This window comes from Chitinophaga silvatica, from assembly GCF_003419895.1.
Lineage (GTDB): Bacteria > Bacteroidota > Bacteroidia > Chitinophagales > Chitinophagaceae > Chitinophaga > Chitinophaga silvatica.
On record NZ_QPMM01000009.1, the window covers coordinates 186,466 to 203,446 of the forward strand.

The window sequence follows — 16,981 nt, forward strand, 5'->3', positions numbered from 1 at the left end:
TGAAAATATTTTGATACATGAATCTATTTCCTTTATTTTGCACTGCATTTTGCCCGATAGTATAATGGTAGTACGACAGACTCTGACTCTGTTTGTCTTGGTTCGAATCCAGGTCGGGCAACAAAAGAAGGATAAATCCTAGTATTACTGAATTGGGAGACTACATCTAAAAATGTAGTCTCTTTTTTGTTTCTCCATCAGATTAGTTCATTTAATCTAGACAAAGTCGGATATTTAAAAAGCTATGAATAATCAAAAAATACTTCTATTTTGGTTCCATAGTCTTTATTAGTACTGTAGTTAATTTACCCTAAAACGAAATTTAGACTATTTGTATTCCACGTAAAAAATTGGCCCTAATACTATTAATTATGATGTTTAAGCAAGTAATTGTTTGTGCAGCTTTATATGTGTCCATAAGTTTGTCTGTATCAGCACAAGTTGTATTTCATAAGCAACAGAGTGGCGCAGTAGGAAGCCCACCAGTAATGGCCGATCTGAATTTAGGCTCCACTGTAGATCAGGTCAATTATCAAACAGGTACAGTAAATATTAACATACCTATTTATGAAATCAAGACAAGAGGGCTGAGTATTCCAATATCCATTAGTTATCAATGTCAATCTTTCCGAGTCGGGGAAGAAAATGGGATGTTAGGGTTAGGTTGGTCATTAAATACGGGTGGTGGAATTACTCGTCAGGTAAATGGGTTGCCAGATGAGAGTATTACAGGTATCGCAAAGAATCCTTTCCCTAATTCAACTTTCAGTTTTTCCAACTTAGCCTGGCTTTCATATTTGTACAAAGTACTTAATGCAGAAACGGATGGATCCTGGGATATATTTAATTATAATCTGCCAAGCGGAAATGGTCAGTTTGTTTATGGGGGAATGACTTTTCCTTACGACCCGGCAACCAAAATATTTGCAGATATTCAGGGTAGCAGTTATCAACTGTATGTATACGGAAAAGATGGTTACGAATATAGTTTTAAAGAAGGAGTGAGAAAGAATATGCGCAAGAGGAAATGGTATAATGAAAATTCATCCGGAGCTCCTGACTGGAATATTAGCACAGATCCATATGAGGCGGGAATAGTGCATACTACGGACTGGGTTATCAATGGAATTAAGTCGAGAAAGTTTCCAAATGATGATATAACTTATAATTACTATACCGTTACAGATAATACTACGAGGTATTATACTTCAGAGACTTTGCCTTATTCTCACAAGGTACAGGTAGATCCAAGTGGAAATATAATTTATGATAATGGTTATCAGGTGGATCAACCAATACTTTCTAAAACCAAGACGATACAGGTTTCACACGAGCAATTAAGCACCATTAATTTTCCTGAAGGAAGACTTTATTTTGTGTATGATGGAGCTTTGTTGAGGGAAATACAGATTCAAAAAAAATTGTTTACCATCACAGGGAGTCCATTTTATGAAACGGTTAAGAAGTATGTTTTTGAATTAACTAAACCCAGTGGAAGTGCCTATTATCAGTTGTCTGCTGTTAAAGTGTTGGGGGGCGATGGTAAGGATTTATACTCATGGCTTTTTAACTATAATGAAAATCATTTTCTGCCTGATCCGCAATCAGATAGCAAAGCCCAGGATTGGTGGGGATATTATAATGGAGCAATAGGTAATAGAACTTTATTATCAAGTATTTTTAACCCCTTTTTATTAGCAAATTCGAATAGTTTACCATCATCTGATATCCCAATATTAAGAAGAGAAGCATATGAAGTATATGGTGAGACTTGGATTCAGGCCGGATATAATGGTATTCCTAAATATATCCCAATGGCCAACAGGGATTATAATTTTGATTATGCTACGTCACAGCTCCTGAATAAAGTAACCCTCCCAACGGGAGCACTTGTCTTATATGACTATGAACCGAATCAATATTCTCAAATCAGGCAAGGGTCTTCTAGTAGTAAGGTGAACGGAGCAGGTATACGGATTAAATCAGTTAAAACGTATGGAAGTAATGGTAATTTTATTAGCAGAAAGGATTATAGATATGGATATGGTGATCCAGAAGGGGCGCTCTACCAATATGTAGAATCAGGAGTAGGATTTATTACAGTTCCTGGCAATATAATGGGTGTTGATAGAAATTATATAGGGGTTGGTGGGCAAATCCAGTATACAATTCAGGATATAAATCTCCTATCCCATCCGGTTAATAATATTGTACGATACAATGGAAGCTGTGTGACCTATCAGGCAGTCACTGAATTAACAAGAGGATCTAATGATGAATATGGAGGGAAGAATGTTTATTGTTTTTTCCCTGCAACCAGTACACTGGAATGGAATGTTACCAGCAACAACCCAAATGGAAGACTACTGGTACCTTCTTTTTATATTAATTCCGGTATTAAAGACAATTTACTACTCAGTACTCCCAAAACGATTTATACTTATACGAGTAACTTGCTGAATGCCGAAGCGTATTCAATAATTAAGAAGGTAGAAAACCACTTTATTACATTCGATAATCCGAAAACCGATAAAGGTCCTGTTTCCTTCTTCGTTGCAATCCAGGCCATGCTTGCCGGAATGGAAAATATTGTAAGTCAGTATTGTTATTTCCCGCCGGGTGCAAATACCGATCTGGTATGCCATAATTATTATTTTATGCCAAATATGGATGATAATGGTGTGAGCCGGTACCTGGCAGAGAAAGATGCTAACAACCCAATGAATAAGTACTTTACAGGAAAGTATGGTGTATCAATAACTGGTTCTAATGAATTGGGGCTCGGATCTTATTGTAAATTATTAGATACCACTACTGTTACTGAATATGACAGGTATAGAACAGATGGTCCTGTCATCAAAAACATTATGAAGTATGAAAATAAGAGTCATCTTCTGCCTACATGGATTGGTACTATTAACTCTAATAAGGATACTCTTATTCAACATTTACGTTATCCATACGACTATCCTTTAGTAGGTGGACGAATTATCGGAAATGGAGTTAAGACAGATCCCATTGAAAAAATCCAGACTATCCACAGGCCTGGTTATGATGAACAGTTATTGGGTGGAGAATTACGCACTTATAAGCTGCATGCTGGAACAGGCATATGGAATATTGATAAGATCTTTACTTTAAATCTGCAAGAAACAAGCCCTCTGTTATCAGGTTATTTATATTATAACGGAGATACAACCAAAGATAGTCGTTATGAAATGAGGCAATATAACGAGGTGTTTGATGATTATGGTAATCTCACTCAGTTTATAGTGGATGGTAAACGAACGGCTATGTTATGGGGATATAATGACCAACAGGTTATAGCATCTGTATCCAATGCATATAGCAGTGAAATTGCATATACAGACTTTGAAACATCATCCAGAGTTGATGAAGGCTCCTGGGTAAGGTCTATGACCTCAGGTACTACTGGTACAGTACCGGGTGGAAAGATAGTAACCTTAAGTAGTTTGGCTAATGGTATACAGAAAGGAAATATCAACTCTTATAAGGAGTATATAGTTTCGTATTATTCAACAAGTACAACTCCATATAAAATTGCTGGTACTTTTAATGTAGATAAAACCCCAACCGGTGGGGGGTGGACTTATTACCGTCATATGATAAGAGGGGTTAATTCTATTAATATTCAAAGTCCTACAGGAGATACTAATTCACAAATTGGAGAATTAAGACTATACCCTGCAGGTAGTTTGATGATAACGGCTTCCTATTTACCATTGTTTGGAATACGTAGTACCGGAGATGCTACAGGGCGTATTAAACACTATGAGTTTGACAGCGGGGGTAGATTGGAAAAGGAAAGGGATGAGTATACTAATATCCTGAATTTTTATCAATATATGTTTAGAGTTACCCCTTGATTGTTAATCTGAAAATACCTGTACTGTTATGAAATTTAAGAGGAATATCTATAAGTTTAATATAGTTCTGATATATGCCTGTATGTTAATATGCAGTCAATTATTTGCACAGGTAAAGCCTGTACCTGAAGTATTGCCGGCACCTACACGAACAGAAGCTGTAACTGATGAACGTAATGTATTTAATTATATTCGGAACAATGCTTTTTTGCGCCCTGTTCATTATGAAGATAGTAATTTTATAAGGAGCGTAACTCCATCACCAAATGATGTTGTACAAACAACTCAATACTTCGATTATGGAGGCAGATTATTGCAAACAGTAAAGCGCCAGGCCACTCCTGGAGGAAAAGATATGGTTTCTACGCTTCATTATGATATGCATGGTTATCTGCAATACGAGTTTATGGAATATCCTACAGATTCAGAAAATGGTAAACCTGTTGTATACGGTTTCAGGGCTCAGCAAAAAAGTAAATTGCAATCTTTTTTTGGGAATCAGTTTTTTTACAAAGAAACAGTTTATGAGAACTCGCCGTTGGGAAAGCCTTTTAATGTTATGGCACCTGGTAATGCATGGGTAGGTTCTGAAAGAGGTGTTTCTACTGAATATGAGGCATCTAACAATTTCGATTCTGTATGTATTTGGCGAGTAAATATTAGTTCTGGAAGTCTGCCGGTGTTTGGAGGTTATTATGCTAATCGGGCATTATATAAGTATACAGTAAAGGATGAGAATGGTCAGAAAGTAGTTACGATTAAAGAAGCAACAAGCGGCAGGCTCATATTAAAACAGGTAATATTAAATCAGACCACCAGCGGACAAGCTTATGGAGGTAGATTATCTACTTATTATATTTATGATGATAGAGGACAACTCAGATGGGTATTACCTCCTATGGCCATAGAAAAAATAAAGAGTAACTGGCAATTAACTGATCAAACGGTAATAAAGGAATTATGTTTTAGATATGAATATGATGGGAGAGGAAGGAATATTGCTAAATATTTACCAGGGGCAGGCCCGGTGTATATGGTGTATGATATTCGTAATAGGTTGGTTTTTTCTCAGGATTCTACCCAGCGGAAAGATGGTAAATGGTTGGTAAACTATTATGATAGTGATGATCGGATTGTTAAAACAGGGTTATATAGTTCTATTTCTTCCAGGGAGCAATTACAGCAGCAAGCAAATAATTTTTCAATTCAACAGGTGAGCGTCGGATTACCTGAAAATCTGAGTGTAAATTATCGTGATTCATATACCTATTCCTATATTGCTTCAAATAGCATCGTATTTGAACCTGGTTTTGATAGTGGTACTCAGGATAGTTTTGATTCATATATTTGTCCTGACTGTACGGTATATAATAATATAGCCGGGAATAATCCTTTACCTAACCTTCCTGAAACATCTCTGACCTGGCTGACTTATAATTATTATGATAACTATGACTGGCCAGGACATCATGACTTTAATCTGGCTTATTATAATAAACTAACCAATGGGGGTAATAATAACGCTGAAATGCTGAATCCTAATGCTGGCCTTAATGATAAGAGTAGCAGCAGATCAAATGGATTGGTAACTGGAACCCGAATTCGTGTACTTAAAAGTGGTCCGGAACAATGGCTTGCTACTACTTCATATTATGACGAACGTGGTCGTGTTGTTCAGGCATTGACAGATAATGTAAATGGCGGTATAGACGTAGTTAGTAGTAAATACGATTTCTCAGGTAAACAGTTAAGTAATTACAATGTGATACATAACCCTCAAAGTCTTCTGCAGCCAGAGTTACGAGTTCTAACAGAAACATTGTACGATAATCGTGGCAGAGTATTACAAATTAATAAAACGTTGAATGATGTTGTAAATGATAAGAGAACACTGACAAAAAATTTCTACAATGAATTGGGGCAGTTAAAGTCTACTCATCTGGGCTTAGTGAATAATGTGCCTATTGATTCTTTGGTATATACTTATAATGTAAGAGGATGGCTAACAGGAATAAATAAGGATTATCTGGAGAATAATGTTATAAATCATTACTTTGGAATGTCTTTGGACTATGACACAGGATTTAATCAGGTTCAATACAACGGGAATATTGCAGGTGTAAAATGGAAGAGTAAAAGTAATAATAAGCTTTTTGCATATGGCTATACTTATGATAACTCTAACCGCCTGTTAAAAGCTGATTTTACACAATATACAGATGGAAGCTGGAATACAAGTCAGAATATTGATTTTAGTGTTGGGGGAAGTGCTACGGCATTGAGCCGGAACAATACTGTGAATAATGCAATAGGGTATGATGCAAATGGTAATTTGTTGAATATGCAACAACTAGGCCTTATTAATTTGACATCCGGAGTGGTGGATAATCTAATCTATAGTTATTTATCAAGCAGTAACAAATTATCTGCAGTCAGCGATAATGGGGGAACCCCGGTAGTACTAGGTGATTTCAAAGATGGTCATACAGGCCTGGGCGATTACGATTATGACGGGAATGGTAATTTAATAAAGGATTTAAATAAATCAATTACAAGTATAACTTATAATCATTTGAACCTCCCTGAGTTAATAACTATAACGGGTAAAGGAACTATTAAATATTTGTATGATGCAACCGGAGTAAAACATCAGAAAATAGTGACTGATCAAACGACTAATCCAGTAAGAACAATACGTACAACTTATATTGGAAATACAGTGTTTGAAACATCGGCTACATCTGATACGTTACGTCTTATAGGTACAGAAACAGGACGAATACGTTATTTACCATCCAGCAAAGGTTATGCTTATGATTATTTTGAAAAGGATCACTTAGGTAATACCCGTATAGTTATAAGTGACGAACAAAATTATGCAGTATATGCTGCAACGATGGAAGTACCAGTGGCAGCTACTGAGGAAGTTTTGTTTAGCAATTTGGAAAATACCCGTGTAGACAAACCAGTAGGTTATCCGGACGGTAACGTATCAAATAAACAGGTTGCCAGGCTAAATGGAGCGAATAAGCAAACGATGATAGGGCCTTCTCTGGTATTACGGGTTTCGCCAGGGGATTCTATCAGAATATCGGCAAAAGCATTTTACAAATCACAGTCTCCTGCTTCATCTCAGAAACAATCGTTACCAGAAGATATGGCCGTTGCATTAGCGGATGTGTTTTTAGGGAATCAGCCTTTAAATGGTGGACATGGACAAGGTCCTGAAAGAAGGGTATTTGGGAATGACTTTTACAACAACCAATACCGTCAGCTAAAGGAAAAAGATTCAGACAATAAAAAGGATGGTAAGCCTCACGCTTATATAAACTATGTATTATTTGATGATAATTTTAAAATGGTAACATCTAATAGTGGTGTAAAGCAAGTCAGTAATATTCCCGATGTAATACAAACATTAAATGTAGATGAGATGGAAATTAAATCGAGTGGCTTTTTATACATCTATACGAGCAATGAGAGTACGCAAGATATTTATTTTGATGATGTTTTAGTGGGGTTTGGCTCTGGGCATATGTTGGAGGAGACACATTATTATCCATTCGGGCTGACGATGCAAGGGATTAGTTCGAATGCATTAAAAGGTACAGGTTATCCTGCAAATAAGTACAAGTATAATGGCAAAGAAGAACAACTAAAAGAGTTCAGTGATGGGAGTGGATTGGATTGGTATGATTATGGGGCTAGGATGTATGATCAACAAATTGGGAGGTGGACAGCACTTGACCCGTTAACAGAAATGATGCGTCGATTCAGTCCTTACGTTTATGGTAACAATAATCCGATTAGAATGATTGACCCGGATGGGATGTTAGCGACGTATAATTGGGATACTAAAAAATATGAGGATGGTGATAATAAAGATGTTTCCTGGAGTGAGGTTCAAAAGCAGTATGGAATAGGTAACAAACCGGTACCTAAGCCTAATATTATCTCAAGAAAACAATGGGGGGCAAAAGATCCGATCTTAGCAACAGGACGTGAGTGGCAACCAATTTATGGCAACTTGTCTGTTTACTATGATGAAATAACAGTTCATCATTCCGGGAATCGTGATAATTATTTGACTATTCAGGAGTTACAAAAGAAAGAACAAGGGGATGTTTATGCAGATATTCCATATCATTTTGCAATTGATAAAGATGGTAATATTTATGAAGGCAGACCTATAAATATTGTAGGATCTCATGTATTAGGAGCTAACACTGGAAATATTGGAATCGTGCTTTTGGCAGATTTGGATTCAGAAAATAAAGGACTGACAATGCTACAATCATTAGTTGAAAGTATCACAGGCAATGGTAAGGCAACTGATCCGATGGTTGAATCATTGTTTAGGTTGACACAATATCTAAAATCCGAATATGGGATTAAATATTATGGAGGACATCAGGAGGTCCTAAATACTCGATTTTGTCCTGGAAACATCGGTATGGAGTGGGTAGAAAGAATTAGAAGAACATTTAAGTTCCAATCACCTTCAAGTAAAAAATTATGAAGATACTTTCATTTACGCTAAATATAATTATTGTAATAGTTATCGCTCTAACTCCAAGTGGATTTCATAATGATGATACGCGACATTTTGATTGGATAATACTTTTCTTTGTAGTAGTGAATAGTTATTTTTTGATAAAAAGTAATAAAGGAAAGATTATTAGAGGCTATTTATTATGTACGTTACTAGAATTAGTTTACTGTTTAGTAACTGTATCAGCAAATGATGAAATTGGGTATTACATACCAAGATTACGCGCTTTGGGTATAAAGGTTGAATTTATATCGAAAAGTAAACTCGATATACTTGAAGCAATATCAGTTATTATTATCCTGATATTAATTGTGTCGGAGTTAGTACTAATTTGGAGAACTATAAAAGATAAATAGACTTTAATAAGAAGGTCATCTATTAGTAATAAAATTTTCATTCTTAGCAACTTATAGCGGTGTAAGTTACCTGTCTATAGAATTGCCCAAACTTGTAATTATTCTCAAATATTATCACCAGATATTATTAAACGTTATAAAGGAAAAATATATATCAGATTCCCCGATGATAATTTTATGAAATCCATTCTATCTGTAAATCAAAAATACAGTTAGTATACCAAATAAAATAATAAAAGGTTAATTACATTTTTGTAATTAACCTTTTCACTTTTCTATCTGGGGTTACCATTAATTATTTATTCCAAAATACTTCAACACGGCATCATAATCATTGAAGTCTACTCCGGCCATTCTTGCCTTTACTCCACCAGGGATAAGGATATATCTATATTGGATGGATGTACTGAAGCCAAGAGATCCGCTGTTGTCATATGTGAATCTTGTTAAAATTAGCTTACCTGTTGCCGGAATAAAGTTGAGCGTATTTGCTTTACCGCCTGCATAAGAGGTATAAGGCAATGGATAAACAGTACTGATAAAATTCATATATACCAGTATGGTGCCGGATTGAACTATATCGCTGGTGAGTTTGGGCGCACTAATATAGCAGACTTTCAAATTTGAACCATCTATTGCGGAATCTTTGGCAGTAGTGGCAGATAGCCAATCTGAATAAATTACATTGGCAGTTCCTGTAGCGCCGGTTGCCCCAGTAGCCCCTGTGGCACCAGTAGCTCCGGTGGCACCATTCGTACCATTTGTGCCAGCTGCACCAGTGGCACCTGTAGGTCCTGCTGGCCCTTGAGGTCCTTCTTTCGAGCAAGAGGTAAAACTAATTAGGATTACTGTTAGCAGTGCAAGTGTATAGATTAGATGTTTTCTCATAATTATAAAATTGACAAGGGTAATAGTGAGACAACAAAAATCCAGAAAAATGTATCATTTGGTTTTATGAAATGATTGTTGGTTGAATTTTTTTCGTAAGTGGTATAATTAATTGAAAAATCGATTATACCTTAAGGCATTTTCTATTTAAAATCATTCGTTTTTTTACTATTTTTTACCTATGAAAGTCTCATTAAAGACAATTGTCATTCCTGTTATTATTGCACTTCTTTTTCGCTTCGCTTTTGGCATAAACTCATTAGACTCAATTTATTCTGTTATGTCTATTGCTTTCCTGGTTGGAGTACCAGTAGGGATTGGGGTGCTAACTGTTTATCTGTCGCCTTTGCATTTGGTAGAAAAACCTTATTATAAAATATTAATGCCCTGGATACCAATACTTTTATTTTGTTTGATAACGCTTTTGTTTTTTATTGAAGGATGGGGGTGTTGGATAATGATCTTACCTGTTTTTTTATTATTTGCCTCAATAGGTGGTTATATCGGTGGGAAATTGAAACTTAGAAAGAAGAAGAGAGAAGAAGATATTTTTGTTTCCCTGATTGTATTGTTGCCCCTTATTATTTCACCGCTTGAACAATGGATTGGTTCAATACCAGGTACTTATAAAGCATATACGTATATTGATATCAACGCGCCAGCCGATAAGATATGGTCTAATGTAACCAGGGTAGGTGAAATACCTGAATCAAAAAATAAGGCTTCCATTACTAAGTTTCTTCAATTTCCCAGACCTATAAAAGCAGAGCTGAATTATGAGGGTGTTGGAGCCTCCAGGTCCGCTATTTTTTCAGGCGGATTAGTTTTTCATGAAACGGTACTGGAGTATGAACATCAACATAAAATGACATTCAGCATAAAAGCATACCCTTATGAGATTCCTTCTACTACACTAGATAATCATATTGTTATCGGGGGGCAGTTCTTTGATGTGCTTAACGGAACATATGAACTAGAGAAGTTGAGTGAAGCTACATACAGGCTTCACCTTTATAGTTACTTTAAACTCAATACTACTTTTAATTTTTATGCAAGCTATTGGGCAAGATGGATTATGAAGGATATTCAGAATAATATTTTACAGATAGAAAAAGAAAGGGCGGAGAATATGGTGCAAAAATAAATCTGATTATCTTTGACACCAATTAAATATACAGTAAACCCGTTTTTACTATGAAATATATGTTATCCCTTTGCCTGCTTGCTGTACTGTTTGTAGTAGCTGCTTGTCAGAAGGAAATGTCTCATGCCGGAACTTCCAATCTTGGTTCTAATACTGGTACAGCTGTTGGAACTCTGAAAAATGATAATAATAATTGTTTACCTGCCAATGTAGTCGGTACTTTCACTACAGGAACCCCCGTAAGCAACGATTCTTATATTGAAGTTAGTGTAAATGTAGCTGCTACAGGAACCTATGTAATTTCTACAAACACTGTAAATGGTGTTTTTTTCTCAGCTAAAGGAACTTTTTATCAGACTGGTATTCAAAAGGTACGACTTATAGGAAGTGGTACTTTCATCGGCGTTGCAGAAGTTCCATTTACCTATACATTCAACAAAGCTTCCTGCACCATTGGTATTCCTGTTGCTCAGGGTAGCAATGGAAATGGTGGAGATCCTAGTCCAGGAGGCGGTACTAGTGTAGGGGCAGGGCAATGGTCTTTAACCATCGATGGAAAAACATATAGTGGTAATAACTTACAGTATACTACAGTACCAAATATGCCGGTTGCCAGCATAACTGGGATGTCGAGCGATAATAAGTATGTTCTTATACTTTCTATTCCTCTAAAAGATGGTAAAGCAGTAGTAGGAGAATATTCTACAAATTCCTCAGCAGCAGTTTTCGGATTCAGCGATGTAAGTGGCAAATTTAATTATACCAATGGAAGTGGAGAAAATCAGGAAATAAAAATCAAAATAACAAGTGTAAATGGTACTCAGGTTGCTGGTACTTTCTCAGGAGGAGCTGAGGATTTCATAAACGACAAGACGGTAACTGTTACCAATGGTCAGTTCAAAACAAAATAAATACTTGCCATAATAATTTTAAAAAAGCCGCCTTAGCTTAGTAGAGGGCGGCTTTTTTGTTAGCACCTAAAGAATTGTATATTTAGCCCGTTCAACTAATGATCTAAATCGCAAACTAGAGGTGTGGCTATGTCTTTTGACGCGGAAAACAAAAACTACTGGGAGAATCTGAGAAAAGGTGAAAAACAGGCACTGTTTGCACTGTACAATAACACCTATTCCCATTTATTGCGATTTGGATTGAAAACCTGTGCAAACGACGAATTGGTAAAAGATTGTATTACCCAGCTATTTCTACAGCTATGGAACAAGCACAAACAACTAAACCCCGTTACTAACGTTACTGCCTACCTGTTTACTGCCCTGAAACACCAACTATTAGACCAGCTGGAAATAGAACAAAAAATCCATAGTGCTATAGACAACCTGGCTGCCGAATCATTCGGTCAGGAATTATCGTATGAAGATATCATTATTCAGGGCCAGCACGATGAAGAACAAAAACATCGCTTACAACTGGCTATGAAAATGCTCACCCCCCGACAAATGGAAATCGTAAGGCTCAAGTTTTTCGAAGGACTGTCTTATGACCAGATTGCTGCCCAAACTTCTCAATCGGTTAAAACTACCTACAATACTATCTATGACGCAATCAAAATCCTGAGAAAACATCTCAAATAAAAAAAGTTTGTTTTTTCCTAGGAAAAAGTCCGGAATTTCCCGTCTGTATATTTAAAGGCTGTTTCCTGCATGAATTTTACCGATTATACAGTTGAAGACTTTGTATGTGACGAATCTTTCCAACGATTTTGCCTGGAAGATCCGGTTGCCGATTATCATTTCTGGAATAACTGGATTACTAGTCACCCTACCCGCAAAGAAACCATCGAAGCAGCAAAACAACTTGTACTGATCCTCTCTGCCCAGCAAGGCGGGAGACTAACACATTTACAGCACCTGAAAGATGGAGTTGAACGACATGATTTCCTCCAGGCTGCAATTGGTAATACTTCCTCCCGAACTGCCAGATGGAAATACTGGGCTGCAGCTGCTATACTGGGAATGCTTTTAGGAACCGCCTGGTTAATCAATCATACCACCACACCACTTACCCCACTTTCACAAGAAAAGAGCAACATTATCAGTTCCGGAGCTATTCCGCGCAAATCGATGGTATTACCCGATGGCACTACTGTTGTATTAAGGTCGAATAGCGCACTAACCTTAGCTCCTGAATTTAATAAGACTAACAGGCAGGTAACATTAACGGGAGAAGCATTTTTCGAAGTTTCCATGCATTCGGGATTTCCATTTACAGTTCATACCACTGCAATGGATATAAAGGTATTAGGCACTATTTTCAATATAAGTGCCTATCCTAATACCACAATTACTGAAGCATCCCTGTTTAAAGGCAAGATAGCTGTTCAGATAGCTGATCCTTCCACTCCACCTGTTATTTTAATGCCCAACCAAAAAATAGCCATTGGCAATATCAAACCATACTCAATTTCCACATTGGCGGCCGATCCTGTTAGCCATAAAGCTACTGAAATCGCGTGGGTACGTAACCGTCTGGAAATTGAAAATGAGCCACTGGCCACCATCGCTGTTAAGCTAGGGAAGTGGTACGGTATACCTATCCAATTTGCTGATTCCTCAGTAAAGCAATACCGTTACTCCGGTACCTTCGAAAGCGAAACCATATGGAAGGCATTAGATGCATTGCAATTATCTTATCCATTCAGTTTCAAAATGGTAGATAGCACAATAATCATAAGTAAGTAATCAATCAACCAAAATAAAAAGAGAGGTGCTGGCACACCTCTCCCGAAAATTGGCCTAGTAAACATCTGGAATGAATTATTAACTAAACCAAACCAAAGGTATGTTAAAACTTGTAATCCCGTCGAGGAAGGGGCATCCTGTTCCTGTCGGTAAACTGCTGCTAACTATGAAATTGACGGCCTTTCTTTTTTTACTCAGCTTACAGGTTCAGGCCACCTGCCTTGCACAGGAAACAATCACCGTGCAGGCAAAAGAAGTAAGCATCAGACAACTCCTCAAAACTGTGGAGCATCAATCTTCTTATCGGTTCGTATTTCATGATAAGACCTTGCCGGATAATAAAAAAGTAACTGTCACTGCTAAAGAAGCTTCCCTGGATGCTATTCTTTCCCAGGCTTTTGAAGGTACAAATCTGGCTTATTCTCTAAAAGATGATGGACTGGTTGTTGTATTTGCAGGGAAACCGATCGAACAAAGCAAAGCCGCTATTACCATAAAAGGGCTTGTTACAGGTGCAGGAAATTTACCTCTGCCTGGTGTAACAGTTCGTGCTTTAGGTACTACTATTGGTACCAGTACCAACAATGATGGTACTTACTCACTGGAGGTACCTGAAAGTACAGAATCTTTACAATTCTCGCTGGTTGGTTATATTACTCAGACGGTTGCCATACGCTCCCGCCAACTGATTAATATTTCCATGGAGGAGGATGTAAAAACACTGAATGCTATTACAGTTACCGGATATACCAACTATTCCAGAAATAAATCTGTAGCCGCTTCCGGAGTTGTAGGTGCTGAAAAAATTACGCAGGTACCTATGGCTTCCTTCGATCAGATTCTTCAGGGGCGCGTACCCGGAATGGTAGTTGCCGCAGGTTCCGGACAACCAGGTGCCAGCGCAGCTGTTACAATTCGTGGGGTGGGAACACTCGGAGGTAGTTCCAGCGTATTATATGTAATGGACGGAATTCCGATTGAAGCTCAACAATTTCAAAGTATTAACCCTTCTGATATTGCTTCCGTTACTGTGTTGAAGGATGCCAGTGCCAAAGCTCTTTATGGTTCACGAGGCTCCAATGGTGTAATCGTTATTACTACCAAAAAAGGAAAATCCGGAAAAGTAGCGGTAGACTATAAATCACAATATGGCTTTTCTAATATGACCACTCCTAAATTCAAAATGATGAACTCCGCACAACGGATGCAATTTGAGGAGGAAATAGGATTGGAAAGTGGCGAGGATATTGGCCCGGGTTGGACTTATTCCAAAAAAAATCCGGATTATGCTAATATGACACCTGAAGAACAAAGAGAGGCCGATCACATTATCGATAGCCTAACTAATCATAATACCGACTGGCGTAAGATATTTCTTCAGAATGGAAAATTTCAGGAGCATCAGCTTAGTGCAAGTGGTGGAAATGAATTCGTAAAATTCTATAGTGCTGTCAACTATTTTGATCAGCAAGGTATTGCCAGAACCACCGGATTAAAAAGATATAGCCTCAAGAATAATCTCGACTTTACTGCCGGTAAATTAACCGCGAATCTAAATGTAGGACTGGCTTACTCCCAATCTACCTATATAGAGAAAGAAGCTACCAGCAGAGGTACCAATCCACTCGCCGCTGTTTATTATGCACTCCCTTACGAGTATCCGTATGCAGCAGATGGAACATTGGTAACAGGCTATAATGACGACATCTACCCGGTACTCGATTATCGTGAAGGTAGTAATGCACTGGAAGCGATGCTGAATTCCTCCAATAAAATGGATCAGCTGAAAAGTATTATTGGGGGCTCATTAAACTACACTCTGGCAAAAGGACTAATCGCTAAAACCAGGGTAGGTATTGATTATGGACAGAATACAACTGTTCGTTTCGTGAACCCGGATTCTTATGCAGGATATAAAGAAATAGGTAAGAAAGGTAGTTATGCGGAAGGTGTAGCCAGCAATTTTTCAATTATCAGTACCTCCGGACTTACCTATTCCAATGTAATAGATAAGCATGATTTTGAAGTTTCTGCATACTATGAGTTTCTGAAGAAGAACTACCGCTCTTCTAAATTCACCGGTTATGATATTGATGCAAGGTTGCCAAATACTCCTGCGGGTATCAATCCCGGATCTTCATATCGTCCTGTAATTGGTGGTGGCCGTACTCAGAGTGCCCTGGCCAGCTATATGGGTGTTGGCCGGTATACCTACAATGAGAAATATACCTTCAATGCCAGCTATCGTTATGATGGTTCTTCAACGGTATCGCCGAATCACCGCTGGCATGGCTTCTATTCTGCCGGTCTGGGCTGGGAGGCTAAGAAAGAAGGTTTCCTTCAGGATGTTGGGTTTATTAATGATCTGCGTTTCAGAGCCAGCTATGGTACTTCTGCCAATCCTTTCTATGGAGATGGCCCTTATACTTATTTCGCTACTTATGTTGCCAGACAGTATGGTGGACAAGCATCTATTATTCCTGAAACTCCTGGAAATCCTAACTACGATTGGGAATATGCTAAAGAATTTAATGTCGGTTTCGACCTTGCCATCCTGAATAACAGAATTCGAATTGTAACGGATGTTTATAATAAGATTACTAACAACCTGTTTGTGAGTCAGCCTCTTTCTATTACCTCCGGTTTCTATACCCTGCCATTAAACACTGGCGCTATGCGTAACAGAGGTATTGAAATGGATGTACAGGCAGATGTATTAAAATTGCGCGACTTCACCTGGAACGTAGGATTCAACTTTGCCTATAATAAGAATGTGATCACCGATTTAGGGGATGCAGATGAATATCCACAGGGAACTACCCAGATTGTAAGAGTAGGACTACCTTATGGCTCCCACTACGCACCTAAATGGGCAGGAGTTGATCGCGAGAACGGAGATCCATTATACTACGACAGAAAAGGTAATAAAACCACAGAGTATAATGAAACAGAACTTAGCGTAGCTGAATTCGGAACATATATGCCTCCCTTTACAGGTGGATTTAATACCGGATTTACCTATAAAGGTATTTATCTGAATGCCTTCTTCACTTTCGTTGATAAAGCAATGCGTTATCTGAACGAAGATTATTTCAACGAAAACAATGACTTCGTTACCAGTAATCAAACTACCAGAATGTTATATAATCGTTGGAAAAAGAAAGATGATGATGCTTTGCTTCCACGTTATGGTACCGATAGAGGTTACAGTTCAAAGGATATACAAGATGCGTCTTATCTGCGCCTTAGAAATGTAAACATTGGATATAACTTCCCTAAATCTGTTATGTCGCGTATTCGTTGGGTACAGGGAATACAGGTATTTGCACAAGCTCAGAACCTGATTACATGGACTAAGTGGAAAAGCTTTGATCCGGAAGGGAACAATGGAGATGGCCGTTTCGATTACCCAAGCGCCCGTACCTATACATTTGGTTTAAATGTTAATTTCTAAA

The 16,981-nt window shown here is 37.7% G+C and carries 8 protein-coding genes and 1 tRNA gene; 8 read left to right on the top strand and 1 reads right to left on the bottom strand.

What is annotated here, in order from left to right:
- Positions 1-50: 50 nt before the first annotated feature.
- The 3 genes from DVR12_RS17120 to DVR12_RS27605 all read left to right on the top strand — a co-directional run bounded on the left by DVR12_RS17120 (position 51) and on the right by DVR12_RS27605 (position 8,406).
- Positions 51-121, top strand: a tRNA-Gln gene (locus DVR12_RS17120).
- Between the two features lie 250 nt (positions 122-371).
- Positions 372-3,887, top strand: coding sequence for a hypothetical protein (locus tag DVR12_RS17125; protein ID WP_147323475.1), 3,516 nt, complete (start codon positions 372-374; stop codon positions 3,885-3,887).
- A 28-nt stretch (positions 3,888-3,915) separates the two neighbouring features.
- Positions 3,916-8,406: a DUF6443 domain-containing protein gene (locus DVR12_RS27605; protein WP_158563292.1), complete on the top strand. Its 4,491-nt coding sequence runs from the start codon at positions 3,916-3,918 to the stop codon at positions 8,404-8,406.
- A 680-nt stretch (positions 8,407-9,086) separates the two neighbouring features.
- Here the strand turns inward: DVR12_RS27605 and DVR12_RS27820 are convergent.
- Positions 9,087-9,683: a hypothetical protein gene (locus DVR12_RS27820; RefSeq protein ID WP_116977013.1), complete on the bottom strand. Its 597-nt coding sequence runs from the start codon at positions 9,681-9,683 to the stop codon at positions 9,087-9,089.
- Between the two features lie 280 nt (positions 9,684-9,963).
- Between DVR12_RS27820 and DVR12_RS17145 the strand changes: the two genes are divergently transcribed.
- The 5 genes from DVR12_RS17145 (at position 9,964) to DVR12_RS17165 (ending at position 16,980) form a co-directional block, all read left to right on the top strand.
- Positions 9,964-10,827 (top strand): SRPBCC family protein, encoded by an 864-nt coding sequence (locus DVR12_RS17145; RefSeq protein WP_199417135.1) that lies wholly within the window; start codon positions 9,964-9,966, stop codon positions 10,825-10,827.
- Between the two features lie 50 nt (positions 10,828-10,877).
- A complete protein-coding gene (locus DVR12_RS17150; RefSeq protein ID WP_116977015.1) occupies positions 10,878-11,738 on the top strand; it encodes a hypothetical protein in 861 nt (286 codons plus the stop codon).
- 129 nt (positions 11,739-11,867) lie between these two features.
- The gene (locus DVR12_RS17155; RefSeq protein ID WP_116977016.1) at positions 11,868-12,419 is read left to right on the top strand and encodes an RNA polymerase sigma factor; all 552 of its coding nucleotides are present in this window, start codon (positions 11,868-11,870) and stop codon (positions 12,417-12,419) included.
- Positions 12,420-12,488: 69 nt separating this feature from the next.
- Positions 12,489-13,526, top strand: a complete 1,038-nt coding sequence (locus DVR12_RS17160) for a FecR family protein (protein ID WP_116977017.1) — start codon at positions 12,489-12,491, stop codon at positions 13,524-13,526.
- 100 nt (positions 13,527-13,626) lie between these two features.
- Positions 13,627-16,980: a TonB-dependent receptor gene (locus DVR12_RS17165; protein ID WP_199417136.1), complete on the top strand. Its 3,354-nt coding sequence runs from the start codon at positions 13,627-13,629 to the stop codon at positions 16,978-16,980.
- The last annotated feature ends 1 nt before the right edge of the window (position 16,981 follow it).

What these genes read in the sequence shown, in the direction of transcription:
- DVR12_RS17125 (WP_147323475.1), top strand. Translation starts at nt 372, where the DNA reads ATGATGTTTAAGCAAGTAATTGTTTGTGCAGCTTTATATGTGTCCATA.
- DVR12_RS27605 (WP_158563292.1), top strand. Translation starts at nt 3,916, where the DNA reads ATGAAATTTAAGAGGAATATCTATAAGTTTAATATAGTTCTGATATAT.
- DVR12_RS17145 (WP_199417135.1), top strand. Translation starts at nt 9,964, where the DNA reads ATGTCTATTGCTTTCCTGGTTGGAGTACCAGTAGGGATTGGGGTGCTA.
- DVR12_RS17155 (WP_116977016.1), top strand. Translation starts at nt 11,868, where the DNA reads ATGTCTTTTGACGCGGAAAACAAAAACTACTGGGAGAATCTGAGAAAA.
- DVR12_RS17165 (WP_199417136.1), top strand. Translation starts at nt 13,627, where the DNA reads ATGTTAAAACTTGTAATCCCGTCGAGGAAGGGGCATCCTGTTCCTGTC.
- DVR12_RS17160 (WP_116977017.1), top strand. Translation starts at nt 12,489, where the DNA reads ATGAATTTTACCGATTATACAGTTGAAGACTTTGTATGTGACGAATCT.
- DVR12_RS27820 (WP_116977013.1), bottom strand. Translation starts at nt 9,683, where the DNA reads ATGAGAAAACATCTAATCTATACACTTGCACTGCTAACAGTAATCCTA.
- DVR12_RS17150 (WP_116977015.1), top strand. Translation starts at nt 10,878, where the DNA reads ATGAAATATATGTTATCCCTTTGCCTGCTTGCTGTACTGTTTGTAGTA.